Annotated in this window: 20 protein-coding genes; 8 read left to right on the top strand and 12 right to left on the bottom strand. The window is 46.8% G+C overall.

The genetic code is table 11. The annotated features are described in order from the left end of the window. Positions 1-32: 32 nt before the first annotated feature. Positions 33-710, top strand: a complete 678-nt coding sequence (locus I5P96_RS02705; RefSeq protein ID WP_223382984.1) for a DUF3990 domain-containing protein — start codon at positions 33-35, stop codon at positions 708-710. Then, on the top strand, positions 691-1,350 hold the full coding sequence (locus I5P96_RS02700; RefSeq protein WP_223382983.1) for a helix-turn-helix domain-containing protein: 660 nt from the start codon (positions 691-693) through the stop codon (positions 1,348-1,350). The genes I5P96_RS02705 and I5P96_RS02700 overlap by 20 nt, the downstream gene beginning before the upstream one ends. 104 nt (positions 1,351-1,454) lie before the next feature. On the opposite strand, the gene I5P96_RS02695 is transcribed toward I5P96_RS02700, so the two are convergent. Both I5P96_RS02695 and I5P96_RS02690 read right to left on the bottom strand, forming a co-directional pair. Beyond that, positions 1,455-2,735: a zinc-ribbon domain-containing protein gene (locus I5P96_RS02695; RefSeq protein ID WP_223382982.1), complete on the bottom strand. Its 1,281-nt coding sequence runs from the start codon at positions 2,733-2,735 to the stop codon at positions 1,455-1,457. A 66-nt stretch (positions 2,736-2,801) separates the two neighbouring features. After that, on the bottom strand, positions 2,802-3,038 hold the full coding sequence (locus I5P96_RS02690) for a hypothetical protein (protein ID WP_156072098.1): 237 nt from the start codon (positions 3,036-3,038) through the stop codon (positions 2,802-2,804). Positions 3,039-3,139: 101 nt separating this feature from the next. Here I5P96_RS02690 and I5P96_RS02685 point away from each other — a divergent pair, with 101 nt between their 5' ends. The 4 genes from I5P96_RS02685 to I5P96_RS02670 are packed head-to-tail and all read left to right on the top strand — an operon-like array spanning position 3,140 to position 6,278. After that, a complete protein-coding gene (locus tag I5P96_RS02685) occupies positions 3,140-3,856 on the top strand; it encodes a hypothetical protein (RefSeq protein ID WP_223382981.1) in 717 nt (238 codons plus the stop codon). A 53-nt stretch (positions 3,857-3,909) separates the two neighbouring features. Next, positions 3,910-4,737 (top strand): hypothetical protein, encoded by an 828-nt coding sequence (locus I5P96_RS02680; RefSeq protein WP_113621503.1) that lies wholly within the window; start codon positions 3,910-3,912, stop codon positions 4,735-4,737. 5 nt (positions 4,738-4,742) lie between these two features. Further along, the gene (locus I5P96_RS02675; RefSeq protein ID WP_223382980.1) at positions 4,743-5,909 is read left to right on the top strand and encodes a hypothetical protein; all 1,167 of its coding nucleotides are present in this window, start codon (positions 4,743-4,745) and stop codon (positions 5,907-5,909) included. Between the two features lie 9 nt (positions 5,910-5,918). Next, positions 5,919-6,278, top strand: a complete 360-nt coding sequence (locus I5P96_RS02670; protein ID WP_223382979.1) for an SMI1/KNR4 family protein — start codon at positions 5,919-5,921, stop codon at positions 6,276-6,278. A 68-nt stretch (positions 6,279-6,346) separates the two neighbouring features. Here the strand turns inward: I5P96_RS02670 and I5P96_RS14165 are convergent, their stop codons facing one another. The 10 genes from I5P96_RS14165 to I5P96_RS02625 all read right to left on the bottom strand — a co-directional run bounded on the left by I5P96_RS14165 (position 6,347) and on the right by I5P96_RS02625 (position 14,220). Continuing rightward, a complete protein-coding gene (locus tag I5P96_RS14165; protein WP_263286868.1) occupies positions 6,347-6,481 on the bottom strand; it encodes a hypothetical protein in 135 nt (44 codons plus the stop codon). Further along, positions 6,459-7,199 carry a recombinase family protein gene (locus I5P96_RS02665; protein WP_223382978.1) on the bottom strand — a complete coding sequence of 247 codons (741 nt, stop codon included), beginning with the start codon at positions 7,197-7,199 and terminating at the stop codon, positions 6,459-6,461. The genes I5P96_RS14165 and I5P96_RS02665 overlap by 23 nt, the downstream gene beginning before the upstream one ends. A gap of 123 nt (positions 7,200-7,322) precedes the next feature. After that, on the bottom strand, positions 7,323-7,673 hold the full coding sequence (locus I5P96_RS02660) for an LPD28 domain-containing protein (RefSeq protein ID WP_097782641.1): 351 nt from the start codon (positions 7,671-7,673) through the stop codon (positions 7,323-7,325). Between the two features lie 13 nt (positions 7,674-7,686). Continuing rightward, the gene (locus I5P96_RS02655; RefSeq protein WP_223382977.1) at positions 7,687-8,025 is read right to left on the bottom strand and encodes a DUF3846 domain-containing protein; all 339 of its coding nucleotides are present in this window, start codon (positions 8,023-8,025) and stop codon (positions 7,687-7,689) included. 90 nt (positions 8,026-8,115) lie between these two features. Further along, positions 8,116-9,789, bottom strand: coding sequence for an AAA family ATPase (locus tag I5P96_RS02650; protein WP_223382976.1), 1,674 nt, complete (start codon positions 9,787-9,789; stop codon positions 8,116-8,118). A 112-nt stretch (positions 9,790-9,901) separates the two neighbouring features. Next, complete coding sequence (locus I5P96_RS02645; RefSeq protein ID WP_223382975.1) at positions 9,902-10,612, bottom strand: DUF1071 domain-containing protein; 711 nt, start codon at positions 10,610-10,612, stop codon at positions 9,902-9,904. Positions 10,613-10,684: 72 nt separating this feature from the next. Continuing rightward, the gene (locus I5P96_RS02640; RefSeq protein ID WP_223382974.1) at positions 10,685-11,884 is read right to left on the bottom strand and encodes an ATP-binding protein; all 1,200 of its coding nucleotides are present in this window, start codon (positions 11,882-11,884) and stop codon (positions 10,685-10,687) included. A gap of 82 nt (positions 11,885-11,966) precedes the next feature. Then, positions 11,967-12,938, bottom strand: a complete 972-nt coding sequence (locus I5P96_RS02635; RefSeq protein ID WP_223382973.1) for a YqaJ viral recombinase family protein — start codon at positions 12,936-12,938, stop codon at positions 11,967-11,969. After that, entirely contained in the window at positions 12,935-13,273 is a 339-nt protein-coding gene (locus tag I5P96_RS02630; RefSeq protein WP_097784709.1) for a DUF3848 domain-containing protein, read from the bottom strand. Before I5P96_RS02630 ends, I5P96_RS02635 begins: the two co-directional genes overlap by 4 nt. 11 nt (positions 13,274-13,284) lie before the next feature. Continuing rightward, complete coding sequence (locus I5P96_RS02625; protein WP_223382972.1) at positions 13,285-14,220, bottom strand: DUF932 domain-containing protein; 936 nt, start codon at positions 14,218-14,220, stop codon at positions 13,285-13,287. A gap of 572 nt (positions 14,221-14,792) precedes the next feature. Here I5P96_RS02625 and I5P96_RS02620 point away from each other — a divergent pair. Both I5P96_RS02620 and brxF read left to right on the top strand, forming a co-directional pair. Then, on the top strand, positions 14,793-15,029 hold the full coding sequence (locus I5P96_RS02620; protein ID WP_223382971.1) for a helix-turn-helix domain-containing protein: 237 nt from the start codon (positions 14,793-14,795) through the stop codon (positions 15,027-15,029). 13 nt (positions 15,030-15,042) lie between these two features. Beyond that, the gene (gene brxF, locus I5P96_RS02615; RefSeq protein WP_223382970.1) at positions 15,043-15,465 is read left to right on the top strand and encodes a BREX-3 system P-loop-containing protein BrxF; all 423 of its coding nucleotides are present in this window, start codon (positions 15,043-15,045) and stop codon (positions 15,463-15,465) included. Positions 15,466-15,470 lie beyond the last annotated feature (5 nt).

The following is a 15,470-nucleotide window of genomic DNA, read 5'->3' as shown; positions in this document are numbered from 1 at the left end:
CGGGAGTATAATTAGAGCGAGGAGGTGGTTCTGTGGAAAAAACAATTTATCACGGTTCGGATCATATTATTGAAAAGCCAAAGTTCGGCTATGGCAAGCCCTACAATGACTATGGCATCGGCTTTTACTGCACTCAGAACCCCAACATGGCCAAAGAGTGGGGCGTTGGCATCGACCACAATGGCTACGCTAACCGGTATAAAATCGAATGCGACGGTTTGACCATTCTGGATTTGAACGCTCCCGGTTACACGATGCTGCATTGGCTGACGATTCTTTTGGAGAACCGCGAATTCGATACTTCTGCCCCGCTGGCCGCAGAAGCCAAAGAATACCTGATGAACACTTTTCACCTCGACTATAAGTCTGCTGATATCATCATTGGCTACAGGGCAGATGACAGCTACTTTTCCTTTGCATCTGATTTTATCAACGGTGCAATCTCTTACCGCCAGTTGTGCGATGCCATGCGCTTGGGCAAGCTGGGGCAGCAGTTCGTGCTGAAAAGTAAAGCGGCCTTTGAACAGCTGGAATTTCTCGGCTATGAGACCGCAGACTCTAAAGAATGGTATAAGAAAAAGGCCTTCCGTGACCAGACAGCCCGCCGCCAATATTTTGACGTGGAGCGCAACCGCCGTCAGAGGGGAGACCTTTATATTACCACGATTCTCGACGAGGAGATGAAGCCCAATGATCCACGCTTACGATAAAAGCTATCTTTCTGCTGCACAGAAAAATCTTGCCCGGATGTTGGATTATCTTGTCAACGATCTGCATTATCCGTTGGAGACGGCATGGCAGTGGTTTGTGACCAGTGAACTGTCTGCCCGGTTCGAGCAGGGGGATTGTTCTGTGTTGGTGGGCTTGTCCGGTGTAGAACTTGCCCGCGCTGTACTGGAGCAGGCGGGCGAAGTCGTGGCCATGCAGAAACCCTCGTATGCCTACGACCGCAGCCCGGAATACTGGACAGGCTGGGCTCTTGCCTATTACCAGTGGCTGACCGGTCTGCGTTTTGCGGAGATTGAACAGGCAGTGTCTATCACGAAAGTGCGGCTGCTGTATACGCCCTACCACGAGATGGATGTACGGCAGTTTGCAGACAAGATGAACGAGTTGTACCGTGCGGCAAAGCCGGAAACAAACCTGAAAGCTATGCGCACATTGGCCGGATTGAGCCAATCGGAACTGGCAGGACAGGCTGATGTGCCTGTGCGTACCATCCAGCAGTACGAACAGCGACAGAAGGACATCAACAAAGCACAAGCAGAAACGCTGCTTCGCCTTGCGCGTGCGCTGAATTGCAACGTGGAGGATCTGATGGAGAAAGTTCCACCGCTGAATTTTAAATAAGAATGAAGCGATGAGACCTGACACAGATTGTGCAAACAAAAAAGAAAGCTGCCATCCATGAGAGAAAGATTCTCACGGATCGGCAGCTTTTCTCTTTGAAGTTGTTATGCCTTCGTTGTGGTCAGAACTTCATCATTGACCAGCTGATTGGCCTTATCAAATGCTTCGATCATCTGGGTCGCTTTCGGATGGAGATAGACTTCATCCAGCGTTTTGGATTTGGGCGTGTGCCCGACAGCGCGTTTCAGGATATCCTTGTTGACGCCTGCGCGGTCACAAAGGCTGGCGTAGGTATGCCGGGTGGTGTAGGGGGTATAGGTAGCAAGCTTCCCGGCAAACTCCGGTTTGCGCTTACCATTTTCGTCGTAAGGATTCGGCTGGATGCCGATTTCCTCCAGGAAAGGATAGAATTTGCGGTTACGCCAGTTCTTTTCATTCCAGAAACCGCCTTTTCCATTGGGAAAGAGCGGACCGTTTTCCACAGAGGTGGCATACGCATGTTCAAAAACCGGAATGCCAAAGTCGAGAATGGGAATGATGCGGTTGCGTCCGGCCTCGGTCTTGCAGCCGCCGATCAGATAAGCACCGGATTCCGTGCGGTGAAAATCTTCGTGTTTGAAGTGCAGCAGCTCATAGATACGCACTCCGCAGGCCAGAAGAGCAATTACCATCTGCCCGGTGGGCGTGTTCTTCTGGCTCAGGATCAGCGTCACCTGTTCGTCCGTGAAAATCTCGCGTTCCGGAGATTTGCGTCCTTCGACTTTCAGGACAGATGCAAGGTTGGCATCCACGACACGCCAGCCAATGGCTGTGCGATACAGCTTACTGATAAGAGTACGCTCTTTTTCCAACATGCTTTGAGACAGGCCGTTATCGGCCATCTTGTCTAAGATGTTTTGAAAGTCCTGCGCATAGAGGGCGGCAATTTTGAAGTGCCACAGCGGACGGAGATATTTCCACGCAATGTCATAGAGCTCGCGAGCCTTATCGGACCGGCCCTTATATTCACGGGACTCTTTGAACATCCGGAAGCAGTCCTGCAGGGTAGAGTCCTGATAGGGTGTGGCCGGACGCTTCATCATCTCTGCGCGGACAGCTTCTGCTTCTTCACGGGTGACGTAGGTGCCAACAGCCTTCATGACTGTAATTCCGGTGTGAGGATCAGGGATTGGCATTCGGAGCAGCCATGGCTTCCGGCGTGTTCCGGACATTCGTGTGATGCTGCCATTGCCAGACGAGGCTTTCAGCCGGGGCGATTCTCGTTTGGCTGGAACGGCAGGTGGAGCTACTGCACCGGGGGATGGCGCTGTGTCAACGGGATGACCGCAGGCAGAGCAGAATTTAGCGGTATCTGAGATTTGATGACCGCAATTTTCACAGAACATAGATTTGAACCTCCTGCTTCAAAAAATGCCCTCAGCATCGGAGGATACTGAGGGCGAACGGTTAGATCAGTTACGGGCGCGGGAGAGCTGGTAGTCCAGGCTCTGCTCAGCCGTGAGCCCCTTCTGGAGAAAGCGGATCACATTGGGGTAAAACACGTAGATACGTGATCCGTTCGGTACGTGACTTATGTAACCGGCGGCTACGAGATTGCGGAGACCGTGGTATGTTATATCATAACCTTCGCTCCGTGCACGGCGAGCCGCACCTGTTAGTGTAAGAAAATCCTGTTGCTTATCAATCATAATTTTTCTCTCCTTTCGTAAAATGATGGAAAGCACAGGCGGCTTTTCATAATTCTCTCAATGGGGAATCTCTGAATGAATGCACAAAGTATTGCACATCGGTGCTGACCGTTGATGAGATTACACGAAGAATCAAATCCAAGGGTATCAAAAATAAAAAAGAGGACATTCAGCAATTTGCAATCCAGTTGCAGGATGAAATGCAAAGTAAATGTTCCGATTTGCTGAAAGAGAGATCGGAACAGCTGTCTGTGAAAGTCAAAGAATATGTGAGCGATTATCAGGAGGGTGTTCAGGCTTCGTTTCAAGAAGCAAATCTTAATGCAGACTTTGATGCTGGTTATGCGTTTGCATCTTCACTTGCTAAAATCGGAATTATCGGAGGACTGGGAGCTTTTCTAGCTGCTGATGCAGCATTTGCTTTTGGAAGCTGGGCTTTCCTCTTTGGCATAGGTGGTCAGATTGCGTTGTTTGCCAATTTCCTTGGCCCGATTGGTATTGTGGCAGGTGCGCTGATTAGTGCCGGACTGGGCATTATGAAACTTTTTGGCGGCGGCTGGGAAAAGAGTGTCGCTAAAAAGCTGGTGAATGCTTATGAAGAAAAAGGTGTTACTGACCAGTACAGAAAAGCCATCAATGAATATTGGGCGCAGACGGAAACTGCATTTGACCAAGCAGCCGAGCAGCTCGATCAGGCGTGGACTGCTTATGTGGAACGGTTGCAGACAACTGTCGATAGTTACGATATTGAGCAAATTGAAACTTCGCTTACCGCGGCGAAAGGTATTCAGAATTTTTTCGAGCATATCCCATTGTAAGGAAATGGTTTCGTGACCTCTACAACTGGGATTTGGAATGAAAGGAAATTGCTATGAATCCGATGTTCAATGAATACAAGGATGCTGGTAAAATTCAGGAAGCATTGCTGATTGGACGCAACATGGTGAATAAAGCTCCGGGAGACTCGGAGTGCGTAAATGCCTATTTGGATTTCCTGCTGATGCTGGCTGAAAAATTGCCTCGTACCGATGAACGTAAGAGTTTTGCAGACCAAGCAAATCTTGTTCTCTCTTTTTATGAAGAAAATGCAGATCTTACGGATGACATCATCAACGACATTCATGTGTACCATAATCGACTTGGTGCAGTAGTTACGGACATTGCACAGCTCGAACAGGAAGAATACGAAAAACAGAAAAGAGCAATCGAGGCCACCAACACCACGCAAATCAAAAAGCTCTATACCATAAAGCAGAAGTTGGAAAATGCCAAGACCCATGCAGAGTTTGACAAGCTCTTGCAGGAAATTAGTGCTGTGGATGCTGAAATTGACCATGATAATTTAACGTCAGAGCAGAAAACACATTATGACCAGTTGAACAAGAGCTGCACTGATACCATCAGTGCCAAGATGCGCCAGTTGGAGTACAAAGATAATATCGATTACAACAAAAAGGCTGTTAATGCATACAACTCTGCTTTTACAAGTTTCAAGAATAATGAATCGCGGTATAAAGATAAGAGCCAGCTTTTTGGCCTTGTTTCCACGACGCTGTTTGCATATGATGCAGGACGGTTATTTAATGAAACCCTGATTTTCTATAATCATGTCTATTCCTATATCTTTAGCAAGCTAGATGATAACGGAAAACTAGAGCTAACAAGGTATTCGATTGAGTGTGAACGAAAGCTGAGGTGAAACTTATGCTGACAGCACTAAGGAACAATAAAAGCTTGACATTCTATCAAACCACAGAATTCAGACCAAAGTTCAGCGTGGATTCTTCTTATACAGGCGGAATAACAGCAACAGCTATCTCATCTACTGCATACACCACTGCTACGGTTACAACACAGTTCAATAATCAACTGAATGCTTTTTTAGATGCTTTCCATGCCGAAAGAGAAAGAATCGCAAATAAAGTAGCAGAAGGATTAGCAAAAGATTCAGAATATACAGGTGCAAGAAATGATGCAGTTAAGCTTGCGTGGGATTATGAAAAAGCCGATGTCGAAATGGGTGGTCGAGGTTCATCTGATTGGGATGATGCTCAATGTCAGGAAATAAAAGAAACCGGAAAAGTTAGAGGTGCTGAAGGCCATCACCAAAAGAATGTAGCAGATCATCCCGAAGATCAGGGAGACCCCGACAATATAAAATTTTATAAATCGAGAAAAGAACATCTTGAAAAAGGGCATAACGGTGACTTTCACAATTCAAGCGATGCACCTAAAATTGACAAAGACAAAATGCTTAAGAAAACAAATAGCAAGAGAGTCTTTAGAAATGAAATAAAGGGCATTGGAATAGCTGCCGCAATAGGTATTGGTGTTGGTTTTACTATTGGCTTTGCAGTTTCGTTGGCGCAAACGGGTGTTACCCCTGATTCCATTAAGTATGCTTTAATCAATGGCGGTAAGTCTGGACTTTCATCGGGTATTCAATCCACCATTGGATACGGGATAGGAAGAACCGTAGGACAACTAGCATCTCAAGCATTGACGGGAGTTTTCTCCAATGTAGGACTTGAAATTACGGAAAATATAGCTAAAATGTGTAATATGGGTGCTGTTGGAGCTATAACAATAGGTGTCTTTTCAACCGTACAGATTGTAAAGCTGGTTTGCAAGGGTGAATCGTTGAAAACAGCGGCTATCCAAGTTGGCAAGCAGGCGTTGTTCTCGCTTTCACTACTAGTGGTATCCATTACTGCACAAGGTATTTTTGGCGGCCCAAGTGGAATCATTGTGTCTGTCGGAGTTGGAATCATCTTCGTAACCTACACGATAGCTGATACTGTTCATCAGCGGAATTATTCGGAAAAACTTCGTGTTTATATGATTGAAAAATGCAAACCGATATTTGTTTAGGAGGTCCTTATGTCGATAGATGACTTTGTCAGAAGTGCCATTAAGCAAGATAAGCGGAATGTTTTTGAAAAAACAAAGCTGCTTTCCACTTGCCCAGAGGTTTTGAAAGAATTTTATCAACAAGCGAACCCTGTGGATGTTGAAGTGACCATGGATGGTAATGCGGTGAGATTCGTTCCGGCAGATGAGTTGGAAACAATTCAATCCGATTATTCTATGGGCAAAGAGCGATTCGTTTTTGCGACTTGCAATGGAGATCCAATATATGTATACGATAAAAAGATATATACCTGTTGTCATGGGACACGCAAAATAAAAGATGAACTGATGGCAGAGAATTTCGCAGCGTTCTTGGATTTAATTGATTAACGGTTCTTCGAGTAGAAGTAAAAAATAAAATGTGCAGGGTAGCAGCAACGCCGCCCTGCACATTTTTGTTAAGTAAAGGACTTGAGCACTTCTTTCAGTGCTTCACGCTGTTCAGGGGACAGACGGGCCAGAAGTTTCAAAAACTCCTGCTGCTCCTCCGAAGTGAGCCGGTTCTCCGGCTCAGAATGATTTTGGCGGTTCATAAAAGATACTTGCTCCTTTCGGCAAATCCTGTTCAGCTATCAGTTCGGCACGAATCTGACGCTTATATTTATAATAGGTATTCCGGGCAAGACCTGTGAGCTTCATGCACTCGGCATCGTCAAGTGTGCCGCCAAAGGTCTTGCAATGGGTGCGGATGATTTGCTTGGCTTCTCTGGCTTTTTTCGTTTCAAAGCCAGTGCCTTTCTTACGGCCAACCTGCTTGCCGTTCAGCCTGGCCGTCAAAAGTCCCTCACGGGTGCGCTGGTGCAAATCGGCAACTTCTTTTTCGGACTGTTCAAAGGCCAGTTTGATCTGCTCCTTTGCCAAGGCCATCAGATACTCGTTGATGCCCTTCAAGATGAAGTCCACATTTGTCCCTGTCATGGCAATGCTGCCGGACAGGGCTTTTTTGTAGGTCTCGGTGTCGATGTGGTGCTCTTTCAAGAACACCAGCCGGATGCCCTTATGGTAGAGGTCTTCGTACAGAGCAAAACCCTCTTCTGCATTTCTGGACATTCGGGACACCGAATCGAACACCACCGTATCTCCTGCTTTCAGAACCCGGTAAAGCTTCAGCCACTCCGGGCGAAAGATAGATGTACCGGTGTAGGCTTCCTGCACGATATGGGCAGTCGGGTATTCGGCCCTGATGTTGCGGATCTGACGGTCAATGCTCTGCTTTGCCGTAGAGATGCGGCAATAGCCATAGATGTTCATGCGTCTCCTTTCTGGCTCAAAGATAACGAGCGACATTTTTAAGACTGTATTTTGCAGCTCGAAATAGCCTGAAAACCGCTGATTTTAATACAAAACAGAATATACGGTATTTTTAATACAGTTTTAGTGGGCATAGGCGGTCATAAAATCAGAAATGGTAGTGCACGGTTTGTGATTGGCGGTGTCCTCGCCATCCAAAGGAGCGTAGTTCCAGTCGGTATCCTCGTCAATATATCGCCGCCCATCATCCGGCAGTTCCAGCGGTTCCGCAAGGATGATGGTGCCCCAGTGGTTGACCATCACGAAGGGTGCGATCTCACAAGGGATGCCCCGGCACTCATCGTCGTGCCGGACATCGTAGGCGTACAGACCATCCGGGATGGTATCTCTCTTGATGCGGATGCTGGTGAACAGCGCAGGCTTTCCGCAAACTGTAATCTCCTCGTAGTGTTCGGTCATTGCATGAAAGGTCATAGGACGTTCCTCCTTAAATTTCAATGATAAAAGCTCTGAATTTCTCTTTGTAGAAGTCCATTGCGCTCTGCGGCAGAGAAGTCATATTTCCTTCGTTGTCGCATCCGGCCAGAAATCCCGGCCCGGCAAGAACATCGGCTCCATCCCACAGCGGACGATTGAGCGGCAGGCCAAGCAGCTTGCCTTCATCGTTGCAGACCAGTGTGACCTCTGAACCGGTATCACTTAAGGCGATGCATTCGATCAGCCCGCCTACAAATTTCTGCATGGCTTCAAGCGTGTTGTCAAGATCAATCTCCTTTGGCAGCTCCATTGGCAGGAGCGCAAGGACTTTGATTTTTTGCTCTTTCATTGTGTGCCTCCAAATAAAAACAGGACAATCCATTTGGACTGTCCTGTAAAAAGTGAAGGGGAGCATCCGAAGATACTCCCCAGTAGATAATTATTTTTTCCTTACCATGCAACGCTTTTTGAAGAATGCGATGCCATAACAGAGGATGTCATCATAGTCATCCCGGAAGTCCGCTGCGTACATCCGGTCATTGATCTGCTGAATGGCAGTATCACAGGCATCCGGCAGAGCATCCAGAGTTTTTGCATACTTGGCTTCAAAAATTGCCACACGGCCATTGCGGATATCCTTTACAATAACATCGCTGCGCCCCTCGCCATGCTCTTTGTTGGATTCCACCACATAGCCAGCACCAGTAAAGATGCCTGCAAGGAAAGCGTGGTAAAAATCCTCCCGATAGTCATGGTAGCTGATAGTCATACGCAGCAGCTTGGTCATCTCTTTTGTCAGAGCTTCGTTGTTTCCGCTCCAGACTGCATCAAACAACGGGCTGCGATTCCATGCCTTTGCACTGTCGTCAAACCATTTGCTTACAGTGGTTTCAAAAATTTCCCGAATCTCTGCATTGGGAATCATCAATGCAGAGCAACCATCCGGCAGCGAATCTGTCAGATCCTTATCCCGCACCTTGGTCAGATAACCTGTCAGATACAGCACACTCCAAAGATTTTCCTCAGAGGAGTGTAGATAATCGTAGGTCAGGTTTTCTTCAATATGCTGAACAATAGAGCCGCCAGCCATCAGAGTTTCAAGCTTTGTGGTGATATTGTTGCCTGCATAGTCGATGAAAGAACGGATGATGGCGTTATCACTGGTGTTTTTCCAATAGCTTTTCGGCTTCTGTGCTACACCATACTGGAAATCCCGCAGATAACTGATTACGTCCCACGGACAATAAATGTCTGCATCGCCAAAATGATAACCGTCGTACCATGTCTTGATTTCAGCAGACTGCGATTCAAGATCAGCATCTTTCAGCATTTGATCTACATCTGCCTGTGTAAAACCAAAGGATTCGCTCAACCGGGGAGAAAGAATCGTATCCGAAACAAAATTGTTCGTCCCGGTAAAGATGCTTTCTTTTGCAATTTTCAGGCAGCCGGTAATAACAGCAAAGTCAAGCGAAGTATTGTCTTTGAGCGTGGTGCTCATCATAGCTCGCATCACGTCCAGCATCTGCGAATAATATCCGTTGCTGCTGGCTTTGGCAATAGGAACATCGTACTCATCTAGAATGACGACCGCCGATTTTTTGAAGTGGATTTCCAGCATCCGGGTCAATAGCAAAAAGCAGCTTTTGGTTTCATCTATGGATGCAGTGCGTCCCAGAATTCGCTTAAAGATGCCTTTGTCATCGTCAGAAATAGCATCGTCATCCAAAAGAAACTGATAATCCTGAAATGCAAATGCCAGTTTCATGCACAGCATTCCGTAGGCACTTTCAAAGGTCAGACCGTCCGTATCCTTGAAAGAGAAAAATACCACAGGACACTGGTTCATCCATTTTTTGCAAAGTTCTGTATTTTTGGAAATCGCCAATCCCTCAAACATCTGCTTGCTGTCTTTGCGGATGTCCAGAAAATTTGCGAGAGTGCTCATACCAAGGGATTTTCCGAAGCGACGAGGGCGAGTAATCAATGTTACTTCAGCGATACCTCCGCTAAGAAGTTCAGAAATCAGAGTGGTCTTGTCGATATAATAATACCCGCCTTCTCGAATCTTTTCAAAATTCGAGATTCCAACAGGAAACTGCAAATCTTTCATGCAATGCTCCTTTCCGCTCACAGAGGAGAGCTTTCAGAACTTACTACTGTAAGTGTACCATGAAATATAGAATCATACAAGAATCAAGTGACATCGAAATAGAGCGGTTTTATTATGCTACGTTCAATCTGGTTGCTTTATAGCAGTCTGCGCACATCCCCTCATGGGTGGCGGCAAACTCTGCCGCCTGCATGATGGAGCCATCCTTCAGCTTGACCCTCTTGATAGGCTGGTTGCACCGGGCACAGATGCAGGGCACAGGCGGCTGTTCCTGCTTTTGGCTGGTGGGTCTCGGTTTCGGCTGCTTTTGCGGCTCTGTCTCCGGCTGCGGTGCAGCATCTTCCGGCAAATCCTCTCCGGCATAAACGTACAGGCCCAGACCAAACATAGCGAGGTTCTTTACCAAGCACCGCATGATAGCCTTATTCACATCGAACATGGAGGCTGCTTCTACGGTGCGCTCTTCCATGCCGACCTTTTCACGGCGGCGGGTCTGAGGATTGTAGTCCCATTTCGGGGTAGTATAGGTGTAAGGCACAGCTTTCATGGCTTTGTTTGCGCCATCCAGTACAGGCAGCCACATTTCGTGCGAAACGCCCTCAATCGTGACCGAGGTGTACACCATGAAGCCGGTTATGGGATCATAAACATAGGGCAGGCCGTTGAATTTCTTGACCTCATAGCTGGCAGAGGGATACAGCTTTTTTACCTCTGCCCAAGCATACGCCCAGCTTACATATTTCAGCTCGGTATTGCCGGACTTTTTGACTTCCAGATGATCTTTGAAGTCGATAGCAAATAATTTTACGAATGGATTTTCCATAAGAATGCCTCCAATTCTGATAAAGAAAAAAGGGCACAACAGCGTCAACTGTTGTGCCCCATGATGTGAAAGTTACGGATTGAGCAGAAAATCAATGATGTTTCGATGAATGATTCCGTTTCGGCTTAAATTCACCAAGTCACCACTGATAACATACTTAGGATAGTTGTCGTGCAGCCGTTCAAGATTACCGAACTCCCGTTCTTCATCGGCGGGAGTGATCAGGTAAGCAACCTGAATATAGAGCTTTTCATCTCCACGGTAGCAGATAAAATCAATTTCGGTGTCGTCCAGCTTGCCGACCTGAACTTCATAGCCACGGCTCCGCATTTCCAGATATACGATGTTCTCATACAGCTTGTTGCTGTCAAGCTCTTCGCTTTTCTTGATAACGTTCCGCAGGCCAAGATCGACTGCATAGTACTTTTCTGTGCTGGACAGGAGCGCTTTTCCTTTGATATCATAGCGGCGTGCATTTAGAAGGATAAAGGCTTCCTTGAAATAATCAACGTAGTTCAGTACGGTAGCAGTGGTTGTCTTGATTCCTTCCGAAACCATGCGTCCACTGATATTACGGGCAGAAAACGGATTGCCGATATTGTCCAGCAGGAATGCAAGGACATTACGTAATGCAGTCTGTTCGCGAATATTGTGGCGCAGCATGATGTCACGGACAATGATAGCCTCGTAAAGATCGTCCAGATAGGTGGTGATTGAATGATCGTCAGGGAGGAAGAAACGCTGCGGAAAACCGCCGTACTTCAAATAGTCTGCGAAGAGCTTTTCATCCGAAGTATAGGTTCCGTTTTCAATGCATTGCTGTTTTGCTTCGGCCAGCGAAAAGGGGAAAACCTGAATCTGGATGTATCGTCCGGAAAGATAGGTTGCCAATTCGCCGGAAAGCAGCTTGGAATTGGAGCCGGTCAGGTAAATATCACAATCGAAATCGACACGAAGAGAATTGATTGCAATCTGCCAGCGCTCCACCTCCTGAATCTCATCCAGAAGAATATAAATTTTGCCGGTGCAGCCTTCCGCTTTTTCTGCGATGTAGTCGTAAAGCGTTTCTGCAGTACGGGTGTTGCGGAAGCGCATGGACTCAAAATTGGCCTGAATAATGTTCTGTGCGGGAATGTTGCGCTGGAGGAGCACGTCCTTGATCTGACCGAGAAGGACTGTTTTTCCACAGCGCCGGATTCCAACCAAAACTTTGATCAGATCCTGATCGATAAAAGGAATGATCTTATCCAAATAACTTTTGCGCAGAACCATCGTGCATCACCTCATATTCTTATCTTAGCATACAATTATTGTTGTGTAAACAGTATTGTGCTTTTCTATTAAACAAAAATAGCTAAAATGCGAATTTTGTGTTCCTATAGGCGTACAAAAATTGTGCTGCATGGATAATGGTAAACCTGCGGCTGCTTACATTCTTGCTGTACCGATTGAAAATATCGGGCTGTTCTTTCTTCAAACGCTGGGAATCCACACGCTTGCTTTCGGAGGATACCCACGATACCTTATAACCCGGTGCTGTGCCATAGGCAGCATCCTGCATTTGCAGCTTGACCTGCTGCTCGATGGCCGTTTTCTTCTGTTCCATCTGCTCGATTTGGATGGAAAGCTCCTGCCGCTTGTCCAACAGATTACGGATGGAATTCAGATCGGCAGTTTTGTTTCGATCATCTGCAGAGTACAGCTGATTGATCTGCTGCGTATCCCCTTCGCTTCCGGTAGGCACAGGCGGAATTTCGGGCATCACGTTGTATTTCCAGAAGTGCTCTTCTCTGGCAATGAGGTTGTTCAGAACTTCTTTGTCGGTTGTGATCTTGTGAATCACCAGTTCCTTCCCGAAAATCAGAGCAGCAATGTACCAGCAGTCAAAACCGCTGACAGCCAGATAGTGATTGACCTGAGCCATGTAATGTGCGGGGATTTTGCCATCCGCCCATTTGTCCGCAGAAAACGGCGAGACTGTCTTGCACTCCAGCCCGGCCTTCTGTCCAACGATCAGGCGGTCAAAATCTGCCAGAAGCAGCGGATGTTCCTCACTCTGGTAAATGGCATTTGCACGGCGTACTTTCAGACCGGTGGCCTCTGTGAACCGCTGCGCCACATAATCTTCCAGATCGCGTCCCTGGCGCATAGCCTCATTATCGATGCTCTCAATAGTTTCGCTGTTTTTGTCGCAGTAAAACTGAAAAGCAGAACGATAGGGATTTACACCCAGAATGGCACCTGCATCGGTGCCGGTAATACCGCACTTGCGGTAGCGGAGCCAATCCTCTTTGGACAGGTTCAAAGTTGAAATCAATCTTTTCATGCGCTTTGCATCCTTTCTCTCATAATTGATTCGGTAATGATGAAGTCGTATTCCACCAAGTCTTTCATGATCGTGGAAAAGTCACTGGCCAATGAATGGCAAGAGCCAACCCACAGGTCATAAAGAAAATCCAGAATATTATTTTGCACCCTGAGATGGTTCCAGTAGCGCTCCTCCAGTCTGCCCTCGGATTCCAAAACAATAATGGCGGTGCTGATGGTACTTTTCATCGTGATCTCATAAGCCATGGTAACGCTGATTTCAGAAGCACTCTTCTCAACGTTGTCAAAAAATTCCGTGAATTCCCTGAAAATGCGGTTATTTACATCATTCATGGCTTGCTCCTTTATGCTGATGCCAGCACCATCTTGTAAGCCTTGTCGATCATGGGGTTGCCCTCTGCGGTGCGCAGGAACAGGTTTTCGTTGTAGTTTTTGGTCTTGCGGAGAGGGTCTGCGTGGGTGGCAAAATCAGAGACTGCGTTGATAAAGCGCCAACCGTTCTTGCCGACCCATTCCAGATCCGGTGCGTTGTAGTAGCGAGTCTTCAGCTCTTCCTGCAGGCGCAGATTATTCTTCCGCTGGCAATCGGACAGGTCCTCAGAAATCGGGAAAAACTCATTGATGAACTCCTGCACCTTGTGATCGGATAAATTGATACGAGCCAGCTCTTCGCCACGGTTGCCGAGTTCAACCATATAGTTGCTGGCCAGCTGCAGGGTCTCACGGGCATCCTGCACCCGCAGCAGAACATTTTCGGTGTGGCGTGCAGTCCAGCTGCGCTTTGCGGTATTCAGCGCGAGGTTCAGCGTGTTCTGGCAGACTACACGGATCGGAGTCATGGCCACTTTCACACCAGAACTTCCGTCATGACTGTTGAAGATTACAAGATATGGTACTACCTGATCTCCAGCGATAAGATATTTCCTCGGAAGCCTTGCCAGCATCCAGACCTTCTTGCCGCCCTGCAAAGAACCGGCAGTTTCGTAAGTAACACCTTCACCCAGCAGGTCATCGGTGAACTGAAATGCTTCTTCGTTCTGCACAATGCGGTAGCGGTCGGATACCACACCCAGAACAGCATCATCAGTGCCGCGGACATTTGCGCGATAGCCGGGGATCATAGCACCCGTGCCGGAATAGATATTGCGGCTCTCCACCTGCCAATCCAGACCGGCCAGTTCCAAGGCTTCACGGCTTGCAGGGGCATCCATAATGATACGGCCAAGGCCGTGCCAAGGGGTCTCACGGACAGAGAACATCGTTTCAACATTTGCGGGCATAGTAAAATCTACTTTTCAGTGTACTGTGATCAATTGTTGTTTTCCATTTCTTCAGCGATGCGGACGAGGACTTCCACCAGGACGGTGCCAACCTCTTTGACGATTTCGGACCAAAAGTTCATAATGCTTTCTCCTTTCTGCGCTGCTGCGCTTTAAAATACGATGGTAATAATGATAGTGATGGTGCGGAATAACAAAGTGCTCACCTCCAGACATAAAAAAGCCCCTGAGTCTTTCGACTCAGAGGCTTTGGATCATGATTATTATATCTGGGTGAAAAATGGAAATTTATGAATGGCTGTTGCAGAGTGCGCCTTTTAGCGTAGGCTAAAAAAGCACAATGGACACGAGTGCAGACAATCAACTCAGAACTTTTCTTTGATAGAGCGTCCGGAACAAGTGTGCAGCCCGGTACTACGGACAACATTTTAATTTATTGGAAACTGTCTCTAATAGACAAAAAACATTTTGAACGCACAATTTTTCGTTTACTAAAAAACTGAAAAGTGCTATACTTGAAAATAGAAAAAATATAATATTTAATAGAATTTTTCACGCGGGAGGCAAAGACGATGGCAGTATCGTACAATAAGTTGTTCAAGCTGTTGATTGACAAGAAAATGAAGAAGAAAGAGCTGTGCGAACTTGCAGGGGTCAGCATAAGCACCATTGGCAAAATGGGACGTGGAGCGCCTGTTTCCATTGAGATGGTGGAAAAAGTTTGTCTTGCGCTAGGCTGTACGGCTGACGATGTATTGGATTTTATTCCTGATGATTTGGATAAAGAGACAACTGATAGTGTAGAATAAGGATGGTGGCTGAATGGGAAATATAATACAGTATCGGTTGCATCAAGCTGAAAGTCAGGTAGGACTGATGAGACCCGTCATCTATTGTGATGAAAAATACTGCGAAGATCTACACCAGGTTGCATTGAATGAGGAACTTGCGGCACTGCTCATCAAAATCAATCCAGAACGAAGAACTTTGAAGATTGAACGCTGTTTCCAGAAAGTCCTTGCTGATGTTCCGGAAAACAGTTGTATCCGAAATTTTGACGTGCTGTTCAATCCAGCATACAAGATAGATGTACTGCAACTTCTTACAGTTGCGAACCGAAGCAAGGCATTTTCTGTTTTGTGGCCAGGAACTGTGATAGACGGAAAATTGGTTTATGCAGAAGATGGATATGATGACTATAAAGAATACGATATAGAGCAATACGACATAATCTGTGTTGTTTGAGGGAG

The sequence above is a fragment of the Faecalibacterium prausnitzii genome, from assembly GCF_019967995.1.
Lineage (GTDB): Bacteria > Bacillota > Clostridia > Oscillospirales > Ruminococcaceae > Faecalibacterium > Faecalibacterium prausnitzii_E.
Note: the sequence above shows the minus strand (reverse complement) of the source record. Positions and strands in the feature narration are given on the sequence as shown.

What these genes read in the sequence shown, in the direction of transcription:
- I5P96_RS02700 (WP_223382983.1), top strand. Translation starts at nt 691, where the DNA reads ATGATCCACGCTTACGATAAAAGCTATCTTTCTGCTGCACAGAAAAAT.
- I5P96_RS02695 (WP_223382982.1), bottom strand. Translation starts at nt 2,735, where the DNA reads ATGTTCTGTGAAAATTGCGGTCATCAAATCTCAGATACCGCTAAATTC.
- I5P96_RS02690 (WP_156072098.1), bottom strand. Translation starts at nt 3,038, where the DNA reads ATGATTGATAAGCAACAGGATTTTCTTACACTAACAGGTGCGGCTCGC.
- I5P96_RS02680 (WP_113621503.1), top strand. Translation starts at nt 3,910, where the DNA reads ATGAATCCGATGTTCAATGAATACAAGGATGCTGGTAAAATTCAGGAA.
- I5P96_RS02675 (WP_223382980.1), top strand. Translation starts at nt 4,743, where the DNA reads ATGCTGACAGCACTAAGGAACAATAAAAGCTTGACATTCTATCAAACC.
- I5P96_RS02670 (WP_223382979.1), top strand. Translation starts at nt 5,919, where the DNA reads ATGTCGATAGATGACTTTGTCAGAAGTGCCATTAAGCAAGATAAGCGG.
- I5P96_RS14165 (WP_263286868.1), bottom strand. Translation starts at nt 6,481, where the DNA reads ATGAACCGCCAAAATCATTCTGAGCCGGAGAACCGGCTCACTTCGGAG.
- I5P96_RS02665 (WP_223382978.1), bottom strand. Translation starts at nt 7,199, where the DNA reads ATGAACATCTATGGCTATTGCCGCATCTCTACGGCAAAGCAGAGCATT.
- I5P96_RS02660 (WP_097782641.1), bottom strand. Translation starts at nt 7,673, where the DNA reads ATGACCTTTCATGCAATGACCGAACACTACGAGGAGATTACAGTTTGC.
- I5P96_RS02655 (WP_223382977.1), bottom strand. Translation starts at nt 8,025, where the DNA reads ATGAAAGAGCAAAAAATCAAAGTCCTTGCGCTCCTGCCAATGGAGCTG.
- I5P96_RS02650 (WP_223382976.1), bottom strand. Translation starts at nt 9,789, where the DNA reads ATGAAAGATTTGCAGTTTCCTGTTGGAATCTCGAATTTTGAAAAGATT.
- I5P96_RS02645 (WP_223382975.1), bottom strand. Translation starts at nt 10,612, where the DNA reads ATGGAAAATCCATTCGTAAAATTATTTGCTATCGACTTCAAAGATCAT.
- I5P96_RS02640 (WP_223382974.1), bottom strand. Translation starts at nt 11,884, where the DNA reads ATGGTTCTGCGCAAAAGTTATTTGGATAAGATCATTCCTTTTATCGAT.
- I5P96_RS02635 (WP_223382973.1), bottom strand. Translation starts at nt 12,938, where the DNA reads ATGAAAAGATTGATTTCAACTTTGAACCTGTCCAAAGAGGATTGGCTC.
- I5P96_RS02630 (WP_097784709.1), bottom strand. Translation starts at nt 13,273, where the DNA reads ATGAATGATGTAAATAACCGCATTTTCAGGGAATTCACGGAATTTTTT.
- I5P96_RS02625 (WP_223382972.1), bottom strand. Translation starts at nt 14,220, where the DNA reads ATGCCCGCAAATGTTGAAACGATGTTCTCTGTCCGTGAGACCCCTTGG.
- I5P96_RS02620 (WP_223382971.1), top strand. Translation starts at nt 14,793, where the DNA reads ATGGCAGTATCGTACAATAAGTTGTTCAAGCTGTTGATTGACAAGAAA.
- brxF (WP_223382970.1), top strand. Translation starts at nt 15,043, where the DNA reads ATGGGAAATATAATACAGTATCGGTTGCATCAAGCTGAAAGTCAGGTA.